Source organism: Pseudomonas sp. NFACC04-2, from assembly GCF_900119265.1.
GTDB classification, from domain to species: domain Bacteria; phylum Pseudomonadota; class Gammaproteobacteria; order Pseudomonadales; family Pseudomonadaceae; genus Aquipseudomonas; species Aquipseudomonas fluorescens_AA.
Genome location: NZ_FPJC01000007.1, coordinates 92,177 through 108,605 on the forward strand (window position 1 = coordinate 92,177; position 16,429 = coordinate 108,605).

Annotated in this window: 8 protein-coding genes; 5 read left to right on the forward strand and 3 right to left on the reverse strand. The window is 62.0% G+C overall.

The features are described 5' to 3' along the window. Positions 1–378: 378 nt before the first annotated feature. The gene (gene putP, locus BT125_RS12145) at positions 379–1,863 is read right to left on the reverse strand and encodes a sodium/proline symporter PutP (protein ID WP_072407207.1); all 1,485 of its coding nucleotides are present in this window, start codon (positions 1,861–1,863) and stop codon (positions 379–381) included. Between the two features lie 462 nt (positions 1,864–2,325). On the opposite strand from putP, the gene putA reads away from it, so the two are divergent. After that, a complete protein-coding gene (gene putA, locus BT125_RS12150) occupies positions 2,326–6,279 on the forward strand; it encodes a trifunctional transcriptional regulator/proline dehydrogenase/L-glutamate gamma-semialdehyde dehydrogenase (protein WP_072407209.1) in 3,954 nt (1,317 codons plus the stop codon). A gap of 245 nt (positions 6,280–6,524) precedes the next feature. Next, on the forward strand, positions 6,525–8,327 hold the full coding sequence (locus BT125_RS12155; protein WP_072407211.1) for an acyl-CoA dehydrogenase: 1,803 nt from the start codon (positions 6,525–6,527) through the stop codon (positions 8,325–8,327). Positions 8,328–8,547: 220 nt separating this feature from the next. Here the strand turns inward: BT125_RS12155 and BT125_RS12160 are convergent, their stop codons facing one another. Continuing rightward, positions 8,548–8,850 carry a cell division protein ZapA gene (locus BT125_RS12160; RefSeq protein ID WP_072407213.1) on the reverse strand — a complete coding sequence of 101 codons (303 nt, stop codon included), beginning with the start codon at positions 8,848–8,850 and terminating at the stop codon, positions 8,548–8,550. Continuing rightward, positions 8,847–9,077: a hypothetical protein gene (locus BT125_RS12165; RefSeq protein ID WP_072407215.1), complete on the reverse strand. Its 231-nt coding sequence runs from the start codon at positions 9,075–9,077 to the stop codon at positions 8,847–8,849. The genes BT125_RS12160 and BT125_RS12165 overlap by 4 nt, the downstream gene beginning before the upstream one ends. A 258-nt stretch (positions 9,078–9,335) precedes the next feature. On the opposite strand from BT125_RS12165, the gene BT125_RS12170 reads away from it, so the two are divergent. The 3 genes from BT125_RS12170 (at position 9,336) to mscK (ending at position 16,411) form a co-directional block, all read left to right on the forward strand. Then, on the forward strand, positions 9,336–10,961 hold the full coding sequence (locus tag BT125_RS12170; RefSeq protein ID WP_072407217.1) for a methyl-accepting chemotaxis protein: 1,626 nt from the start codon (positions 9,336–9,338) through the stop codon (positions 10,959–10,961). A 310-nt stretch (positions 10,962–11,271) separates the two neighbouring features. Beyond that, on the forward strand, positions 11,272–13,014 hold the full coding sequence (locus BT125_RS12175) for a potassium/proton antiporter (RefSeq protein WP_072407219.1): 1,743 nt from the start codon (positions 11,272–11,274) through the stop codon (positions 13,012–13,014). Positions 13,015–13,048: 34 nt separating this feature from the next. Then, positions 13,049–16,411, forward strand: a complete 3,363-nt coding sequence (gene mscK, locus BT125_RS12180) for a mechanosensitive channel MscK (protein ID WP_072407221.1) — start codon at positions 13,049–13,051, stop codon at positions 16,409–16,411. Positions 16,412–16,429 lie beyond the last annotated feature (18 nt).

A 16,429-nucleotide genomic window follows, 5' to 3' on the forward strand; every position in this document is an offset into this window, starting at 1 on the left:
ATTTGCCCTACATCCAAGAAGGTAAAAGCTGCAAAGCGTGATGCATTTTCCGATAGACATTCGAAGCATCGTCGCCGTCCTGCACATGAATCAGCAATTTCTTGCGACGTGCTCGATCTGGCGGCGAATGGTTCCTGGTGTGGCAATCAGAGATCTGGGGCCAGGACGCTATGTTCAGTTTCTATAGCTCGCAGGCTTCTACAGAGCCCAGCGGTAGGAACTGTCGAGTGGAGCGAGGCTGCGATCTTTCTCCAAACACTTGAGCCTCAAGTGAAAGATCAAAAGATCGCAGGCTTCGCCAGCTCCTACAGAGCCCAGCGGGAGCAAGCTCCCTCGCCACAATGGATCACCTGCGGGCTCGAAGCCGCGCTGAAGGCCTTACTGGTTCAGACGAAAATCTTTTTCCGCCGCGTCGAAGCGCTGCAGCATACCGGCGGTAGGCGAGCCCATCTTGCTGACAAAGTAGATGGCCAGGCTGGCGAAGATGAAGCCCGGGATGATTTCGTACAAGCCCAGCAACGCGAAATGCTTCCAGACGATCACGGTGATTGCACCTACCAGAATGCCGGCGAGCGCGCCATTGCGGGTCATGTTCTTCCAGATTACGGAGATCAGGACAACCGGGCCGAAGGCAGCACCGAAACCGGCCCAGGCGTAGCTCACCAGACCCAGTACGCGGTTTTCCGGATTAGCTGCCAGGGCAATGGCGACCAAGGCCACCAGCAACACCATGGCGCGACCGACCCAGACCAGTTCCAGCTGGGAAGCGCTCTTGCGCAGGAAAGTCTTGTAGAAGTCTTCGGTCAGGGCGCTGGAGCACACCAGTAACTGGCAGCTCAAGGTACTCATCACCGCCGCCAGGATGGCCGACAGCAGTACTCCGGCAATCCATGGGTTGAACAGCAGTTTTGCCAGCTCGATGAACACACGCTCAGGGTTCTCGGTCACGGGACCGGCCACATCAGGGTGGGCCGAGAAGTAAGCGATACCGAAGAAGCCCACGGCCACGGTGCCGCCCAGGCACAGGATCATCCAGGTCATGGAGATGCGACGGGCATTGGCGATCGATTTGACCGAATCCGCTGCCATGAAGCGAGCCAGGATGTGCGGTTGGCCGAAATAACCCAGGCCCCAGCCCATCAGCGAGATGATGCCGATGAAGGTGGTGTTTTTCAGCATGTCGAAGGACGAAGGATCTTTCGCTTCGATGGCCAGGAACGTGGTGTCCACGCCACCGGTCGCCAGCAGCACGATGATCGGCGTCAGGATCAGCGCGAAGATCATCAGGGTGGCTTGTACGGTGTCGGTCCAGCTCACGGCCAGGAAACCGCCAACGAAGGTGTAGGCGATGGTCGCTGCGGCACCGGCCCACAGCGCGGTCTCGTAGGACATGCCAAAGGTGCTTTCGAACAGACGGGCACCGGCCACGATGCCGGAAGCGCAGTAGATGGTGAAGAACACCAGGATCACCACCGCGGAGATGATCCGCAGCAGGCCACTCTTGTCTTCGAAACGGCTGGAGAAGTAATCCGGCAGCGTCAGGGCATCACCGTTGTGCTCGGTCTGCACCCGCAGGCGACCGGCCACGAACAGCCAGTTCAGGTAGGCGCCGACGATCAGGCCGATGGCGATCCAGCTTTCCGACAGGCCAGACATATAGATGGCACCCGGCAAACCCATCAACAACCAACCGCTCATGTCGGAGGCACCGGCGGACAAGGCCGTGACCACGCTGCCCAGGCTGCGACCGCCCAGGATATAGTCGGACAGGTTATTGGTGGAGCGGTAAGCCATCAGGCCGATCAGGACCATGGCTGCGATGTAGATCACGAAAGTGATCAAGGTGGGATTACTAACACTCATGAGTTACGCCCTGGCTTTGTTTTTATGGTGCGGTGGCAGTTGGAAGCGCCGACAACGCAGACGTTGTAGCGACGATTTGCAGTCCCGCGAATTTATGACTGATGTTTCCCCAGGAAAGCCATCAGCCGATGCCCCTCGGCTTGGAGCCGGTTGCACCTTGGCCGCGAATGCTATTCAACAAATCAAATAAGGTGCAACCAGTTTCGCTCGAATAAGTTGCACCTGATCGGTTTTATCGAAAAATCGCCGTTTTTTGCTCCCTTTTAGTGCAGTCTGTAGCGTCTCACTAGAAGCCAAAGCACTAAGCCGGTGCAGGTTTGGCGGAGGCGCGCTGGCTTCCGGATGAGCTGCCTGTCATTTCAAGAAAAAAAGGGTTGCACCCGGTTGCACCTCAATCATCGCACAGCTAATCTTGCCGCCAGCTGATGCCACGCCATACGTGGTAAACATGAGGATAAAAATATGGCTACCACCACCCTTGGGGTCAAACTCGATGACCCGACCCGCGAACGCCTCAAGGCGGCCGCAACCTCGATCGATCGCACGCCGCACTGGCTGATCAAGCAGGCAATTTTCAATTACCTGGAAAAACTCGAGGGTGGTGCAACCCTGACCGAGCTGAACGGTTCACCCCGCGCCGACAGCGATGATGCCGGCGACGTACAGGTCGACCACGCTCACCAATGCTTCCTCGAATTTGCCGAGAGCATCCTGCCGCAATCGGTCCTGCGTGCCTCCATCACCGCCGCTTACCGTCGCCCTGAGCCGGAAGTGGTGCCGATGCTGATCGAGCAGGCCCGCCTGCCGGTGGAAATGGCCGAAGCCACCAACAAGCTGGCGGCTTCGATTGCGGAAAAACTGCGTAACCAGAAAAGTGCCGGCGGCCGTGCCGGTATCGTTCAGGGCTTATTGCAGGAATTTTCCCTGTCGTCCCAGGAAGGCGTAGCCCTGATGTGCCTGGCCGAGGCGCTGCTGCGCATCCCGGACAAAGGCACTCGTGATGCGCTGATCCGCGACAAGATCAGCACCGGCAACTGGCAGCCGCACCTGGGCAACAGCCCGTCGCTGTTCGTCAATGCCGCCACTTGGGGCCTGTTGCTGACCGGCAAGCTGGTCGCCACCCATAACGAAACGGGCCTGACTTCCTCCCTGAGCCGCATCATCGGCAAGAGCGGCGAGCCGATGATCCGCAAGGGCGTCGACATGGCCATGCGCCTGATGGGCGAACAGTTCGTCACCGGCGAAACCATCGCCGAAGCCCTGGCCAACGCCAGCAAGTTCGAAGCCAAGGGTTTCCGCTATTCCTACGACATGCTGGGTGAGGCCGCGCTCACCGAACATGACGCCCAGAAGTACCTGGCCTCGTACGAACAAGCCATCCATTCGATCGGCAAAGCGTCCCATGGCCGTGGGATTTATGAAGGCCCGGGCATTTCCATCAAGCTCTCGGCCCTGCACCCGCGCTACAGCCGCGCCCAGTACGAGCGCGTCATGGACGAGCTGTACCCGCGCCTGCTGTCGCTGACCCTGCTGGCCAAGCAATACGACATCGGCCTGAACATTGACGCAGAGGAAGCCGACCGCCTCGAACTGTCCCTGGACCTGCTGGAGCGCCTGTGCTTCGAGCCGCAGCTGACCGGCTGGAACGGCATCGGCTTCGTGATCCAGGCCTACCAGAAGCGTTGCCCGTACGTGATCGACTACGTCATCGACCTGGCCCGGCGCAGCCGCCACCGCCTGATGATTCGCCTGGTAAAAGGCGCGTACTGGGACAGCGAGATCAAGCGCGCCCAGGTCGAAGGCCTGGAAGGCTATCCGGTCTACACCCGCAAGGTGTACACCGACGTGTCCTACATCGCCTGCGCGCGCAAACTGCTGTCGGTGCCGGAAGTCATCTACCCGCAGTTCGCCACGCACAACGCCCATACCCTGTCGGCCATTTACCACATCGCCGGTCAGAACTATTACCCGGGCCAGTACGAGTTCCAGTGCCTGCACGGCATGGGTGAACCGCTGTACGAACAAGTTGTAGGCAAGGTCTCCGAAGGCAAGCTGAACCGACCGTGCCGTGTGTACGCCCCGGTCGGCACCCACGAAACACTGCTGGCCTACCTCGTACGCCGCTTGCTGGAAAACGGCGCGAACACCTCGTTCGTCAACCGCATCGCCGACCAGTCGATTTCCATCCAGGAACTGGTGGCCGATCCGGTGGCCAGCATCGAGCAGATGGCAACCCTGGAAGGCGGCTTCGGCCTGCCGCACCCGCGTATTCCGCTGCCGCGCGACCTGTACGGCAGCGACCGCGCCAACTCCAGCGGCATCGACCTGGCCAACGAGCATCGCCTGGCGTCGCTGTCCTGCGCCCTGCTGGCCACCGCCCATAACGACTGGAAAGCCGCGCCGATGCTCGGTTGCGCTGCCAGCGAAGAAACCCCGGCAGCGGTGCTGAACCCGTCTGATCACCGCGATGTGGTCGGTCATGTGCAGGAAGCGACGGTTGCCGACGTCGACAACGCTATCCAGTGCGCCCTCAACGCCGCACCGATCTGGCAGGCCACGCCACCGGCCGAACGCGCCGCGATCCTCGAACGTGCCGCCGACCTGATGGAAGGCGAGATCCAGCCACTGATGGGCCTGCTGGCCCGCGAAGCCGGCAAGACCTTCGCCAACGCCATCGCCGAAGTGCGTGAAGCCGTGGACTTCCTGCGGTACTACGCGGTGCAGGCGCGCAACGATTTCACCAACGACGCCCACCGCCCTCTGGGCCCGGTGGTCTGCATCAGCCCATGGAACTTCCCGCTGGCGATTTTCAGCGGCCAGGTTGCCGCCGCACTGGCCGCCGGCAACCCGGTATTGGCCAAGCCCGCCGAGCAGACGCCGCTGGTGGCAGCCCAGGCGGTGCGCCTAATGCTCGAAGCCGGCATTCCGGAAGGCGTCCTGCAACTGCTGCCGGGTCGCGGCGAAACCGTCGGCGCCCGCCTGGTGGGTGACGAGCGGGTCAAAGGCGTGATGTTCACCGGCTCCACCGAAGTCGCCCGCCTGCTGCAACGCAACATCGCCGGACGCTTGGACAACCAGGGCCGGCCGATCCCGCTGATCGCCGAGACCGGCGGCCAGAACGCCATGATCGTCGACTCCTCGGCCCTGACCGAACAAGTGGTCATCGACGTCGTGTCCTCGGCCTTCGACAGTGCCGGCCAGCGTTGCTCGGCCCTGCGGGTGCTATGCCTGCAGGAAGACTCCGCCGACCGCGTCATCGAAATGCTCAAGGGTGCCATGGCCGAATCGCGCCTCGGCAACCCCGAGCGCCTGTCGGTGGACATCGGCCCAGTGATCGACGCCGAAGCCAAGGCCGGCATCGAGAAACACATCCAGGCCATGCGCGACAAAGGTCGCACCGTCTACCAGATGGCAATCGCCGACAGCGACGAGTGCAAGCGCGGCACCTTCGTGATGCCGACCTTGATCGAGCTGGAAAGCTTCGACGAGCTGCAGCGGGAGATCTTCGGTCCGGTGCTGCACGTGGTGCGCTACAAGCGCAAGGAACTGGGTCAGTTGATCGACCAGATCAACGCCTCCGGCTATGGCCTGACCCTGGGCGTGCACACGCGCATCGACGAAACCATCGCCAAGGTCATCGACAACGTCCATGCCGGCAACGTCTACGTCAACCGCAACATTGTCGGTGCCGTGGTCGGTGTACAGCCGTTTGGTGGCGAAGGCCTGTCGGGCACCGGTCCCAAGGCCGGTGGCCCGCTGTACCTGTACCGCCTGCTGTCGACTCGTCCTACCGATGCGATCCAGCAGTCCTTCGTGCGCGGCGATGCCTTGGTTGCGCCGGACCTGCGCTTGCGCGATGCCATGAGCAAACCGCTGACCGCCCTGCAAGCCTGGGCCGACAGCCAGAAGCTCGCCGAACTGAGTGCCCTGTGCGTGCAGTTCGCGGCCCAATCGCAGAGCGGCATCACCCGCCAGTTGACCGGCCCGACCGGCGAACGCAACAGCTATGCCATCCTGCCGCGCGAGCACGTGCTGTGCCTGGCCGACGTGGAAGGCGACCTGCTGACGCAACTGGCGGCCGTACTGGCCGTGGGCGGCTCGGCCGTGTGGCCGGAAACCGACACCAGCAAGGCCTTGTTCGCCCGCTTGCCGAAAGAGATTCAGGTACGCATCCAGCGGGTTGCCGACTGGACCAAGGACGATGTGCTGTTCGACGCGGTCCTGCACCACGGCGACTCGGATCAACTGCGGGGCGTTTGCCAGCAAGTGGCCAAGCGTGCCGGCGCTATCGTCGGGGTGCATGGTTTGTCCCAGGGCGAGACCAACGTCGCGTTGGAGCGTCTGGTGATCGAGCGGGCCTTGAGCGTCAACACCGCTGCGGCGGGGGGTAACGCCAGCCTGATGACCATCGGCTAAACCCGCTGTAGACCAGGCACCTGCAATGGGTGCCTGGCTATCCAATCCCTGTGGGAGCGAGCTTGCTCGCGATAGCGGTGGTTCAGTCAGGAATGTTGTCGACTGGGACACTGCTATCGCGAGCAAGCTCGCTCCCACATTTTGATTAGCGTCACCCTCGCTCCTCCATCACTCAAATCAATCATCCTGTTCAGCCTCCATTGCCACGTCTAGACTCGGCCCACTCCAAAAAAAGGTAGGCCGCCATGTCCGAGACGTTGCTCAGTTCCCGCAATCTGGCTTTCGAGCTGTACGAAGTCCTCGATGCCGAGGGCCTGACCCAGCGCGAGCGGTTTGCCGAACACAATCGCGAGACCTTCGACGCGGCCATTGCCACCGCCCGCACAATCGCCGAAAAACATTTCGCGCCGCACAACCGCAAGAACGATGAAAACGAACCGCGCTACGAGAACGGCCAGGCAATCCTGATTCCCGAGGTAAAGCCGGCTGTGGATGCCTTTCTGGAGGCCGGTTTTCTCAATGCCGCGCGCAGCTTCGACGCCGGTGGCATGCAATTGCCAACATTGCTGTCCCAAGCCTGCTTCGCACACTTCCAGTCGGCCAATGCCGCGTCGACCTCCTACCCGTTCCTGACCATGGGCGCGGCGAACCTGATCGAAAGCTTCGGCAGCGATGAGCAGAAGCAACGCTTCCTGCAACCGATGATCGACGGCCGCTTCTTCGGCACCATGGCCCTGACCGAGCCCCACGCAGGTTCTTCGCTGTCGGATATTCGTACACGCGCCGAGCCTGCTTCCGATGGCACCTATCGACTCAAGGGCAACAAGATCTTCATCTCCGGCGGCGATCATCCGTTGTCGGAGAACATCGTGCACATGGTCCTGGCGAAACTGCCGGACGCGCCGCCGGGCGTGAAGGGCATTTCGTTGTTTATCGTGCCCAAGTTCCTGGTCAACGACGATGGCAGCCTCGGCCCGCGTAACGACGTACTACTGGCCGGGCTGTTCCACAAGATGGGCTGGCGCGGCACCACATCGACCGCGTTGAACTTCGGCGACAACGGCGAATGCGTGGGTTACCTCGTAGGCAAACCGCACCACGGCCTGAGTTACATGTTCCAGATGATGAACGAGGCGCGCATTGGCGTCGGCATGGGCGCGGTGATGCTGGGTTACGCCGGCTACCTGTATTCCCTTGAATACGCCCGCGAACGTCCGCAGGGCCGCGTGCCCGACAGCAAGGACCCGACCACCGCCCCGGTGGCGATCATCCAGCACGCCGACGTGCGCCGCATGCTGTTGACCCAGAAGGCCTACGTCGAGGGTTCGTTTGACCTGGGCTTGTACGCCGCGCGGCTGTTCGACGACACCACCACCCTGGACAGCGAAGCCGAGCGCAGGCGCGCCCATGAACTGCTGGACCTGCTGACCCCCATCGTCAAATCGTGGCCCTCGGAGTTCTGCCTGAAAGCCAACGAACTGGCGATCCAGATCCTGGGCGGTCACGGCTACACCCGCGAATACCCGGTGGAGCAGTATTATCGCGACAACCGCCTGAACCCGATCCATGAAGGCACCCACGGCATCCAGTCCCTGGACCTGCTGGGGCGGAAGCTGGCGCAGAACGGCGGCGCCGGGCTCAAGCAGTTGAACCGCCTGGTGGCCGACACCACTGAACGGGCCCAGGCGCACCCATCATTGACGCCATTGCGCCAGCCGCTGGAAGCATTGGTGGCGCGCCTGCAAACCGTCACCCTGGGCCTGCTGACGGACCTGGCCCAGGGCAAGGTCAACAGCAGCCTCGCCAACTCGGCGCTGTACCTGAAAGTGTTTGGGCACATGGTGATCGGCTGGCGCTGGCTGGAACAGGCGATTCGTGCCGAGGAGGGCCTGGCCAGGGGCAATGCCGCGGACAGCGACTTCTATAAAGGCAAGCTGCAAGCGGCGCGCTACTTCCTGACCTGGGAGGTGCCGGGGTGTCATCATGAGCTGGCGATTCTCGAGGCGCGGGATGATACGTGCCTGGGGATGCGGGAAGAGTGGTTCTGAGGCGAGTCTTGCGGTGCGGCTAAAAACCAATCGCGAGCAAGCTCGCTCCCACATTTGATCGGCAGTGAACACAACTCCGTGCCCACAGAAATATCCTGTGGGAGCGGGCTTGCTCGCGAAAGCGGCGGATCAGACAAATCAATTGTGACTGATATACCGCCTTCGCGAGCAAGCCCGCTCCCACAATTAGATCACCGCCAACCCTGGGTCCTAAAAGACTTCAGGCCTGCTGGATCGTCTTGGCAATCACCTCGACCGTGGCGCTGACTTGCTCTTGATAACGGTCGAGTTCCGCTTGATGTTGCTTCTGCATTTCCAACTGCTGCGAACACAGGTTCATCGCCGCCAGCACCAGCAGGCGATCGCCGATCAGCGTCGGGTATTTCCTCTTGGTGTCGGCCAGGGCGGCCTTGAGCATCGAAGCGGCGTCCAACAGGGTCTGTTCCTGCCCGGCCGGCGCTTTGATTGAATAGTCTTCTCCCAGGATCGAGATGACCGTCACCCCATCGGCGCCGTGCTTCATGCGCTGACAGGGCCGGCGCTGGCGCGCTCGATCAGGGCCTGGATGCGCGCGGCGGTGGTGCCGTGCAGTTCTTCCTGCTCCATCAGGCTCAGTTGCAGGCTTTCGTTTTCATCCTTGGCCCTGGCAAGTTCCGCGCTCAGGGTTTTATTCAGGCCGGTAAGGTGCAGGTTCTGTTGCACCAGGTCGTTGACCAGTTGCTCCAGTTGGCTGAGGGATGTTTCCAACATATTGATTTCCAGGCTTTTCCAAGGGGCGCGTACGATAAAGAAAAGTCACCGCCGATGCCACGCTTTACAAGGTGACGGTGCTTGGCTCGCGAGCTGTAGAGACTGCGATTCAAGAATCTGGTTCCTACCCTTCGTCGCGTGGCAGGCGTTGCCCTGCGACAAAAGCCCGCAACGCCTCAAGACTTCGGGCGCATGACCGATAAGCCAGCTAACAGCAGTCTCAGCCCCGCACGGACGCATCTATTTTCGGTATTTTCCATGTCCCTACGTAATATGAACATCGCGCCGCGGGCGTTCCTCGGATTTGCCTTGATTGGCGCCCTGATGCTGGCCCTTGGGGTATTCGCCCTGACCCAGATGAGCAAAATCCGCGGCTCCGGCGAAATCATCGCCCAGAACAGCGTGCCCAGTATCAAGGCCCTGGATGAGTTCACCCAACTCACCCTGCGCCTGCGCGTCTTGTCCTATCGCTTGCTGGTCAACCGCGAGCCGGACATCCAGCAGAAAACCTACGATCTGTTCGAACAACGCGGCCAACAGATCCGCGCGGCCCAGGCCGCCTATGAAAAGCTCATCAGCGCCCCTGACGAACGGGCCGCCTACGATCAGTATGTGCAACTGCTCGGGCAGTACCGTCAGCTCGAAGAGCGCATGAAAACCCTGTCACGCAACAATCAGGTCGATGAGCTGCGCACGTTGCTCAACACTGAACTGCTGAGCAACTCCGATGCCATCAACGCCGCAATCGGCCGTTTGTTGGAGATCAACAACCTGCAAGCCGAGGCGCTCAATAAGGGCGCGGCGCAACAATATTCAAGCGCTTTCATCTGGGTGGTCACCCTGCTGGTCATCGCCACCGGCCTGACCCTGCTGTTCGCCTGGCTGCTGACCAACAGCATCACCAAGCCGATCGCCAACGCGTTGGATGCCGCCGAAGAAATCGCCAAGGGCAACCTGACCCGGCCGATCACCATTGACGGCAGCGACGAAGCCGGTCGCCTGCTGCGGGCGATGTCGACCATGCAGGAAAAGCTGCGCGATACCTTGCAACGGATCTCCGGTTCGGCCACACAGCTTGCGTCGGCGGCCGAAGAGCTCAACGCCGTCACTGACGAAAGCGCCCGGGGCCTGACCCAGCAGAACAACGAAATCGAACAGGCCGCAACAGCGGTCAACGAGATGACCAGCGCCGTGGAAGAGGTCGCACGCAATGCGGTCAGCACGTCGGAAGCGTCGAAACACGCCACCACGTCCGCTGGCGACGGCCGCGATCTGGTGCAGGAAACCGTCGGTGCCATCGAACGCATGAGTGCCGACGTACAAAGCACCGCCACGCTGATCGGTAACCTGGCCAATGAGTCCCGTGACATCGGCAAAGTGCTGGATGTGATCCGCGGCCTGGCCGACCAGACCAACCTGCTGGCCCTTAACGCCGCTATCGAAGCCGCCCGCGCCGGTGAGGCCGGTCGTGGTTTCGCCGTGGTGGCCGACGAAGTCCGCGCCCTGGCCCACCGTACCCAGCAGTCGACCAGCGAGATCGAACGCATGATCGGCAGCATCCAGAGCGGTACCGAACACGCCGTGGACTCGATGCGCAACAGCACCGAGCGCGCCGAATCGACCCTGAACATCGCCCGTGGCGCCGGCCTGTCCCTGGACACCATCAACACGGCCATCGTCGAGATCAACGAACGCAACCTGGTGATCGCCAGCGCCGCCGAGGAACAGGCCCAGGTGGCCCGTGAAGTGGACCGCAACCTGGTGAACATCCGCGACCTGTCGGTGCAATCGGCCACCGGTGCCAACCAGACCAGTGCCGCCAGCGCCGAACTGTCGCGCCTGGCCGTGGACCTGAATAGCATGGTCGGGCGGTTCAGCCTTTAAGGCTTCACCTGCCTTTGAGGCGAGAGCTTCCTGTGGCGAGGGGATTTATCCCCGCTGGGCTGCGAAGCAGCCCCCAACTGTGCTGCCATGCAATCAGAAGGCGAGCGCTTCGCACTCGAACGGGGATAAATCCCCTCGCCACAAGGGCTATGTCCAATCCATTGCTGTTAATCAATAGTGAAGGGGCTTGTTCAGCCCCCCAACCCCAAACCTTTTTTGACAGCATCACATTTCAACAGGTTAGAATCGCTGGCACGCAGACTGCATGGTCAGTCTGTGCCCGCCCCTCAGTTTTCCCGGAGTAACGCCTTTGACTGCAACGACCATCAACAGCCTGTTCTTGATCGGCGCGTTGCTGGTAGGTGCGAGCATCCTGGTCAGTTCTCTTTCATCCCGCCTGGGCATCCCGATCCTGGTGATCATCCTGGCCGTGGGCATGGTGGCCGGTGTCGACGGCGCCGGTATTCTTTTCGATAACTACGCCACGGCTTATCTGGTCGGCAACCTCGCCTTGGCCGTCATCCTGCTGGACGGCGGCTTGCGCACACGGGTCTCGAGTTTCCGCGTGGCGCTGTGGCCGGCGTTGTCCCTGGCCACGGTCGGTGTGTTGATCACCACCGGGCTGACCGGGTTGGCGGCGGCCTGGCTGTTCAATCTGAACCTGATCCAGGGCCTGCTGATCGGTGCCATCGTCGGCTCGACCGATGCCGCGGCGGTGTTCTCGCTGCTGGGCGGCAAGGGCCTGAACGAGCGGGTCAGTGCCACTCTCGAGATCGAGTCCGGCAGCAACGACCCCATGGCGGTGTTCCTCACCGTCACCCTGATCGGCATGCTTGCCAGTGGTGAAACCGGCCTGCACTGGAGCCTGCTCGGGCACCTGCTGCGTGAGTTCGGCATCGGTTCGGTACTCGGCCTGGGTGGTGGCTGGCTGATGCTGCAGCTGGTCAATCGCATCAATCTGGCCAACGGCCTCTACCCGATCCTCGTCATCAGTGGCGGCCTGGCCGTGTTCGCCCTGACCAACGCCCTGCACGGCAGCGGTTTCCTCGCGGTGTACCTGTGCGGCCTGGTGATCGGCAACCGCCCGGTGCGCAGCCGCCACGGCATCCTGCACATGCTCGATGGCATGGCCTGGCTGGCCCAGATCGGCATGTTCCTGGTGCTGGGGCTGTTGGTCACGCCCCACGACCTGCTGCCGATCGCCCTGCCGGCCCTGGGCCTGGCGCTGTGGATGATCCTGTTTGCCCGTCCATTGTCGGTCATGGTGGGCCTGCTGCCGTTCAAGGCGTTCCATGGACGCGAGAAAGCCTTCATTTCCTGGGTCGGACTGCGCGGCGCGGTGCCGATCATCCTGGCCGTGTTCCCGTTGATGGCCGGCCTGCCCCACGCCCAGCTCTATTTCAACCTCGCGTTCTTTATCGTGCTGGTCTCGCTGCTGGTACAGGGCACGAGCCTGCCATGGGTCGCCAAGTTGCTGCACGTGACCGTCCCGCCCGAGCCGCTGCCGATTTCCCGGGCCGCGCTGGAAGTGCACGTCACCAGCGAGTGGGAGCTGTTCATCTATCGCCTGGGTGCGGAAAAATGGTGCATCGGCTCGCCCCTGCGGGACTTGAAAATGCCCGAAGGCACCCGCATCGCCGCCCTGTTTCGTGGCCAGCAACTGCTCCATCCGTCGGGTAGTACGGTGTTGGAAGTCGATGATTTGCTGTGTGTTATCGGCCATGAACACGATTTGCCGGCCCTTGGAAAACTGTTCAGCCAAGCGCCGCAACGGGGCCTGGATTTGCGCTTCTTCGGCGACTTCGTACTCGAAGGAGACGCCCAGCTGGCCGCGGTTGCCGCGCTGTACGGGTTGAAGCTGGACGGCATCGATCCGGACATGTCCCTAGGCCGCTTCATCGCCCAGAAAGTGGGCGGCGCGCCAGTGGTCGGCGACCAGGTGGATTGGAACAACACCCTTTGGACCGTCGCGGCCATGGACGGGAACAAGATCGGCAAAGTGGGCGTCAGATTCCCCGAAGGAAGTCGCCCGGGTCCCGGCTTGTTCCTCTAAACTGCTCCCACTCTCATTTGCTTGACCGGTCTCTATGCCTACCCTGCGCTCCTTTTTCGCCACCGCCCTGCTGGGCCTGAGTCTCTCCGTCTGCACGCTGCAAGCCGCTGATCTTCCCACCAGCGCTTCGGTGCAGGCCAGCCTGGACAAGATCGCCGAAAGCAAGCTGCCGGAGGCCGACCAGAAAGCCCTGCAGGCCGTCTTGCAGAGCACGCTGACCCAGCTCAACAACAAGGCCGATTACGAACAGAAGCTGCAGGCGCTCAAGCAGCAACTGGCCACCGCGCCCAAGCAGAACATCGAGAACCAGCGCGAACTGGCGCGGCTCAAGGGCACCACGGTGGTGCCCGTGGCGCAACGCTACGCCAACCTGCCGATTCCCCAGCTCGAGCAAATGCTCACGGATCGCTCCACCCAGCAGAGTGATCTGCAAAAAGCCCTGGCCGATGCCAACAGCCTGATCATCACCGCCCAGACCCGTCCCGAGCGTGCCCAGGCGGAAATTTCCAACAGTCAGACCCGTATCCAGCAGATCAACGCCATCCTCAAGGCCGGCCGGGACGCCGGCAAGACCCTGAGCGGCGAGCAGCGCGACCAGCTCAACGCCGAATCGGCGGCGCTCAATGCACTGATCCCACTGCGCCGCCAGGAACTGGCCGGCAACAGCCAACTGCAGGACCTGGGCAACGGTCAGCACGATCTGCTGATGGAAAAAATCGCCCGCATGGAGCAGGAAATCCAGGACCTGCAGAACCTGATCAACCAGAAGCGCCTGGCCCAATCCCAGGAGACGGTGACCCAGCAATCCATCGAAGCCCAGAAGGCCGGTGGCAGCAGCTTGCTGGCGACCGAAAGCGCGGCCAACTTGAAGCTCTCCGACTATCTGCTCAAAAGCACCGACCGCCTCAACGAGGTCACCCAACAGAACCTGCAGACCAAGCAACTGCTGGACAGCGTGACCCAGACCGACGCTGCCCTGGACGAGCAGATCAGCGTGCTCAAGGGCAGCCTGCTGCTCTCCAAGATTCTCTACAAGCAGCGCCAGACCTTGCCGCGCCTGAAGCTCGACCAGAACCTGGCCGACCAGATCGCTGACATCCGCCTGTACCAGTTCGAAGTCAGCCAGCAACGTGAGCTGCTGAGCAACCCCAGCGCCTACGTCGACAGCCTGCTGGCCTCCCAGCCGTCGGAGCAGGTTACGCCGCAACTGCGCAAGACCTTGCTGGAACTGGCCCTGACCCGTGTCGACCTGCTGGAACGCCTGAACCGTGAGTTGAGCGCGGTACTCAACGAATCCATCACCTTGCAGCTCAACCAGAAACAACTGCTCAGCACCGCCCAGAACCTGCGGGCGACCCTCGAAGAGCAGATGTTCTGGATTCCCAGCAATAAACCGCTGGATTTCGAATGGATGCGTGCCGTCCCGACGCGCCTGGAAAAACAGATCGACTCGCTGCCCTGGGCCTCCAGCCTCAGCGAGCTGGCCGATGGCCTGACCCAGCGACCGCTGCTGTTCCTGCCCCTGGCACTACTGATCGGTGCGCTGCTGTGGCGGCGCAAGCATCTCTATGCCCGCCTGAACAAGGTTCACCAAGACGTTGGCCACTTCAAGCGCGACAGCCAGTGGCACACCCCCCAGGCGATCCTGATCAATATTCTGCTGGCCATGCCCGTGGCCCTGGCGCTGACCCTCTGCGGCTATGCCTTGCAGATCGACGCCCGTGGCCAGAACGCCAACCTCGGCGCGGCGCTGCTGCAGATCGGCCAGGCCTGGCTGGTCTTCTACACCGCCTATCGAGTGTTGTCGCCGGGCGGCGTGGCCGAGTTGCATTTCCGCTGGGAGAAACCCCAGGTCGAATTCCTCCAGGGCTGGATCCGCCGGCTCGGGCTGGTGGTGCTGGCGTTGGTGGCCGTGGTGGCCGTGGCCGAGTTGCAACCCTCGAGCCTGGCCGATGACGTACTCGGCATGCCGGTGGTACTGACCTGCTACGCGCTGATGGCGTGGTTGCTCAGCCGCCTGTTGCTCAGCAGTCCGACGCACAGGAACACTTCGCTGTTCCGCAAGGCCGTCGGGGTGCTGTTCACCGCGCTGCCAATCGCGCTGTTCGTGGCGGTGTGCTTTGGCTACTACTACACCGCGCTGAAACTCAGCGACCGCTTGATCAATACCCTGTACCTGCTGATGTTCTGGCTGGTGATCGAGGCGACCTTCGTCCGCGGCCTGTCGGTGGCGGCGCGGCGCCTGGCCTACCAGCGCGCCCTGGCCAAGCGTCAGGCGGCCAAGGAAGCCGGCGATGGCGAAGCGGTGGTCGAGGAGCCGACGCTGGACATCGAGAAGGTCAACGAACAGTCCCTGCGTCTGATCCGCCTGGCCCTGCTGGGTGGTTTCATCGCCGCGCTGTATTGGGTCTGGTCGGACCTGATCAGCGTGTTCTCGTACCTGGACAACATCACCCTCTACGAATACACCAGCGGCACCGGCGCCAACATGAGCATGGTGCCCATCAGCATCGGCGACATGCTCGGGGCGCTGATCATCATCGGCATCACCTTCGCCCTGGCGCGCAACCTGCCGGGCCTGTTGGAAGTGTTCGTGCTGTCGAAGCTGAACCTGGCCCAGGGCAGTGCCTATGCCACTACCACGCTGCTGTCCTATGTGATCGCCGGCGTCGGTTTCGTCACCACCCTGTCCACCCTGGGCGTGAGCTGGGACAAACTGCAATGGCTGGTGGCCGCGCTGTCGGTGGGCCTGGGCTTCGGCATGCAGGAGATCTTCGCCAACTTCATCTCCGGGATCATGATCCTGTTCGAGCGCCCGGTGCGCATCGGCGACACCATCACCATCGGCAACCTGTCGGGCACGGTGAGCAAGATCCGCATTCGTGCGACCACCATCACCGACTTCGACCGCAAGGACATCATCGTCCCGAACAAGACCTTTATCACCGGGCAACTGATCAACTGGTCGCTGACCGACACCGTCACCCGGGTAACCCTGAAACTGGGTGTGGACTACGGCTCGGACCTGGATCGGGTACGCGAACTGCTGCTCAAGGCCGCCCGCGAGAACCCACGGGTACTGAAGGAGCCGGAACCGATCGTGTACTTCCTGAACTTCGGTGAAAGCACCCTGGACCATGAGCTGCGCATGCATGTGCGCGACCTCGGTGACCGCAACCCGGTGCTGGACGAGATCAACCGCTTCATCAACCGTGAGTTCAAGAAAGAACACATCAACATCTCCTTCCGGCAGATGGAAATCTATCTGAAGAACATGCAAGGCCAGGAGTACAAACTGGTACCCGCCGAGCCTGATAAAAAGACCATCCCGCCCGTGCCTTCGGCTGTCGCCAGCATCAAGCCGGTGTCCGAGCCACCGCAAGGCAAACTCGACTGATCGCGGGTTGCCTGCGGG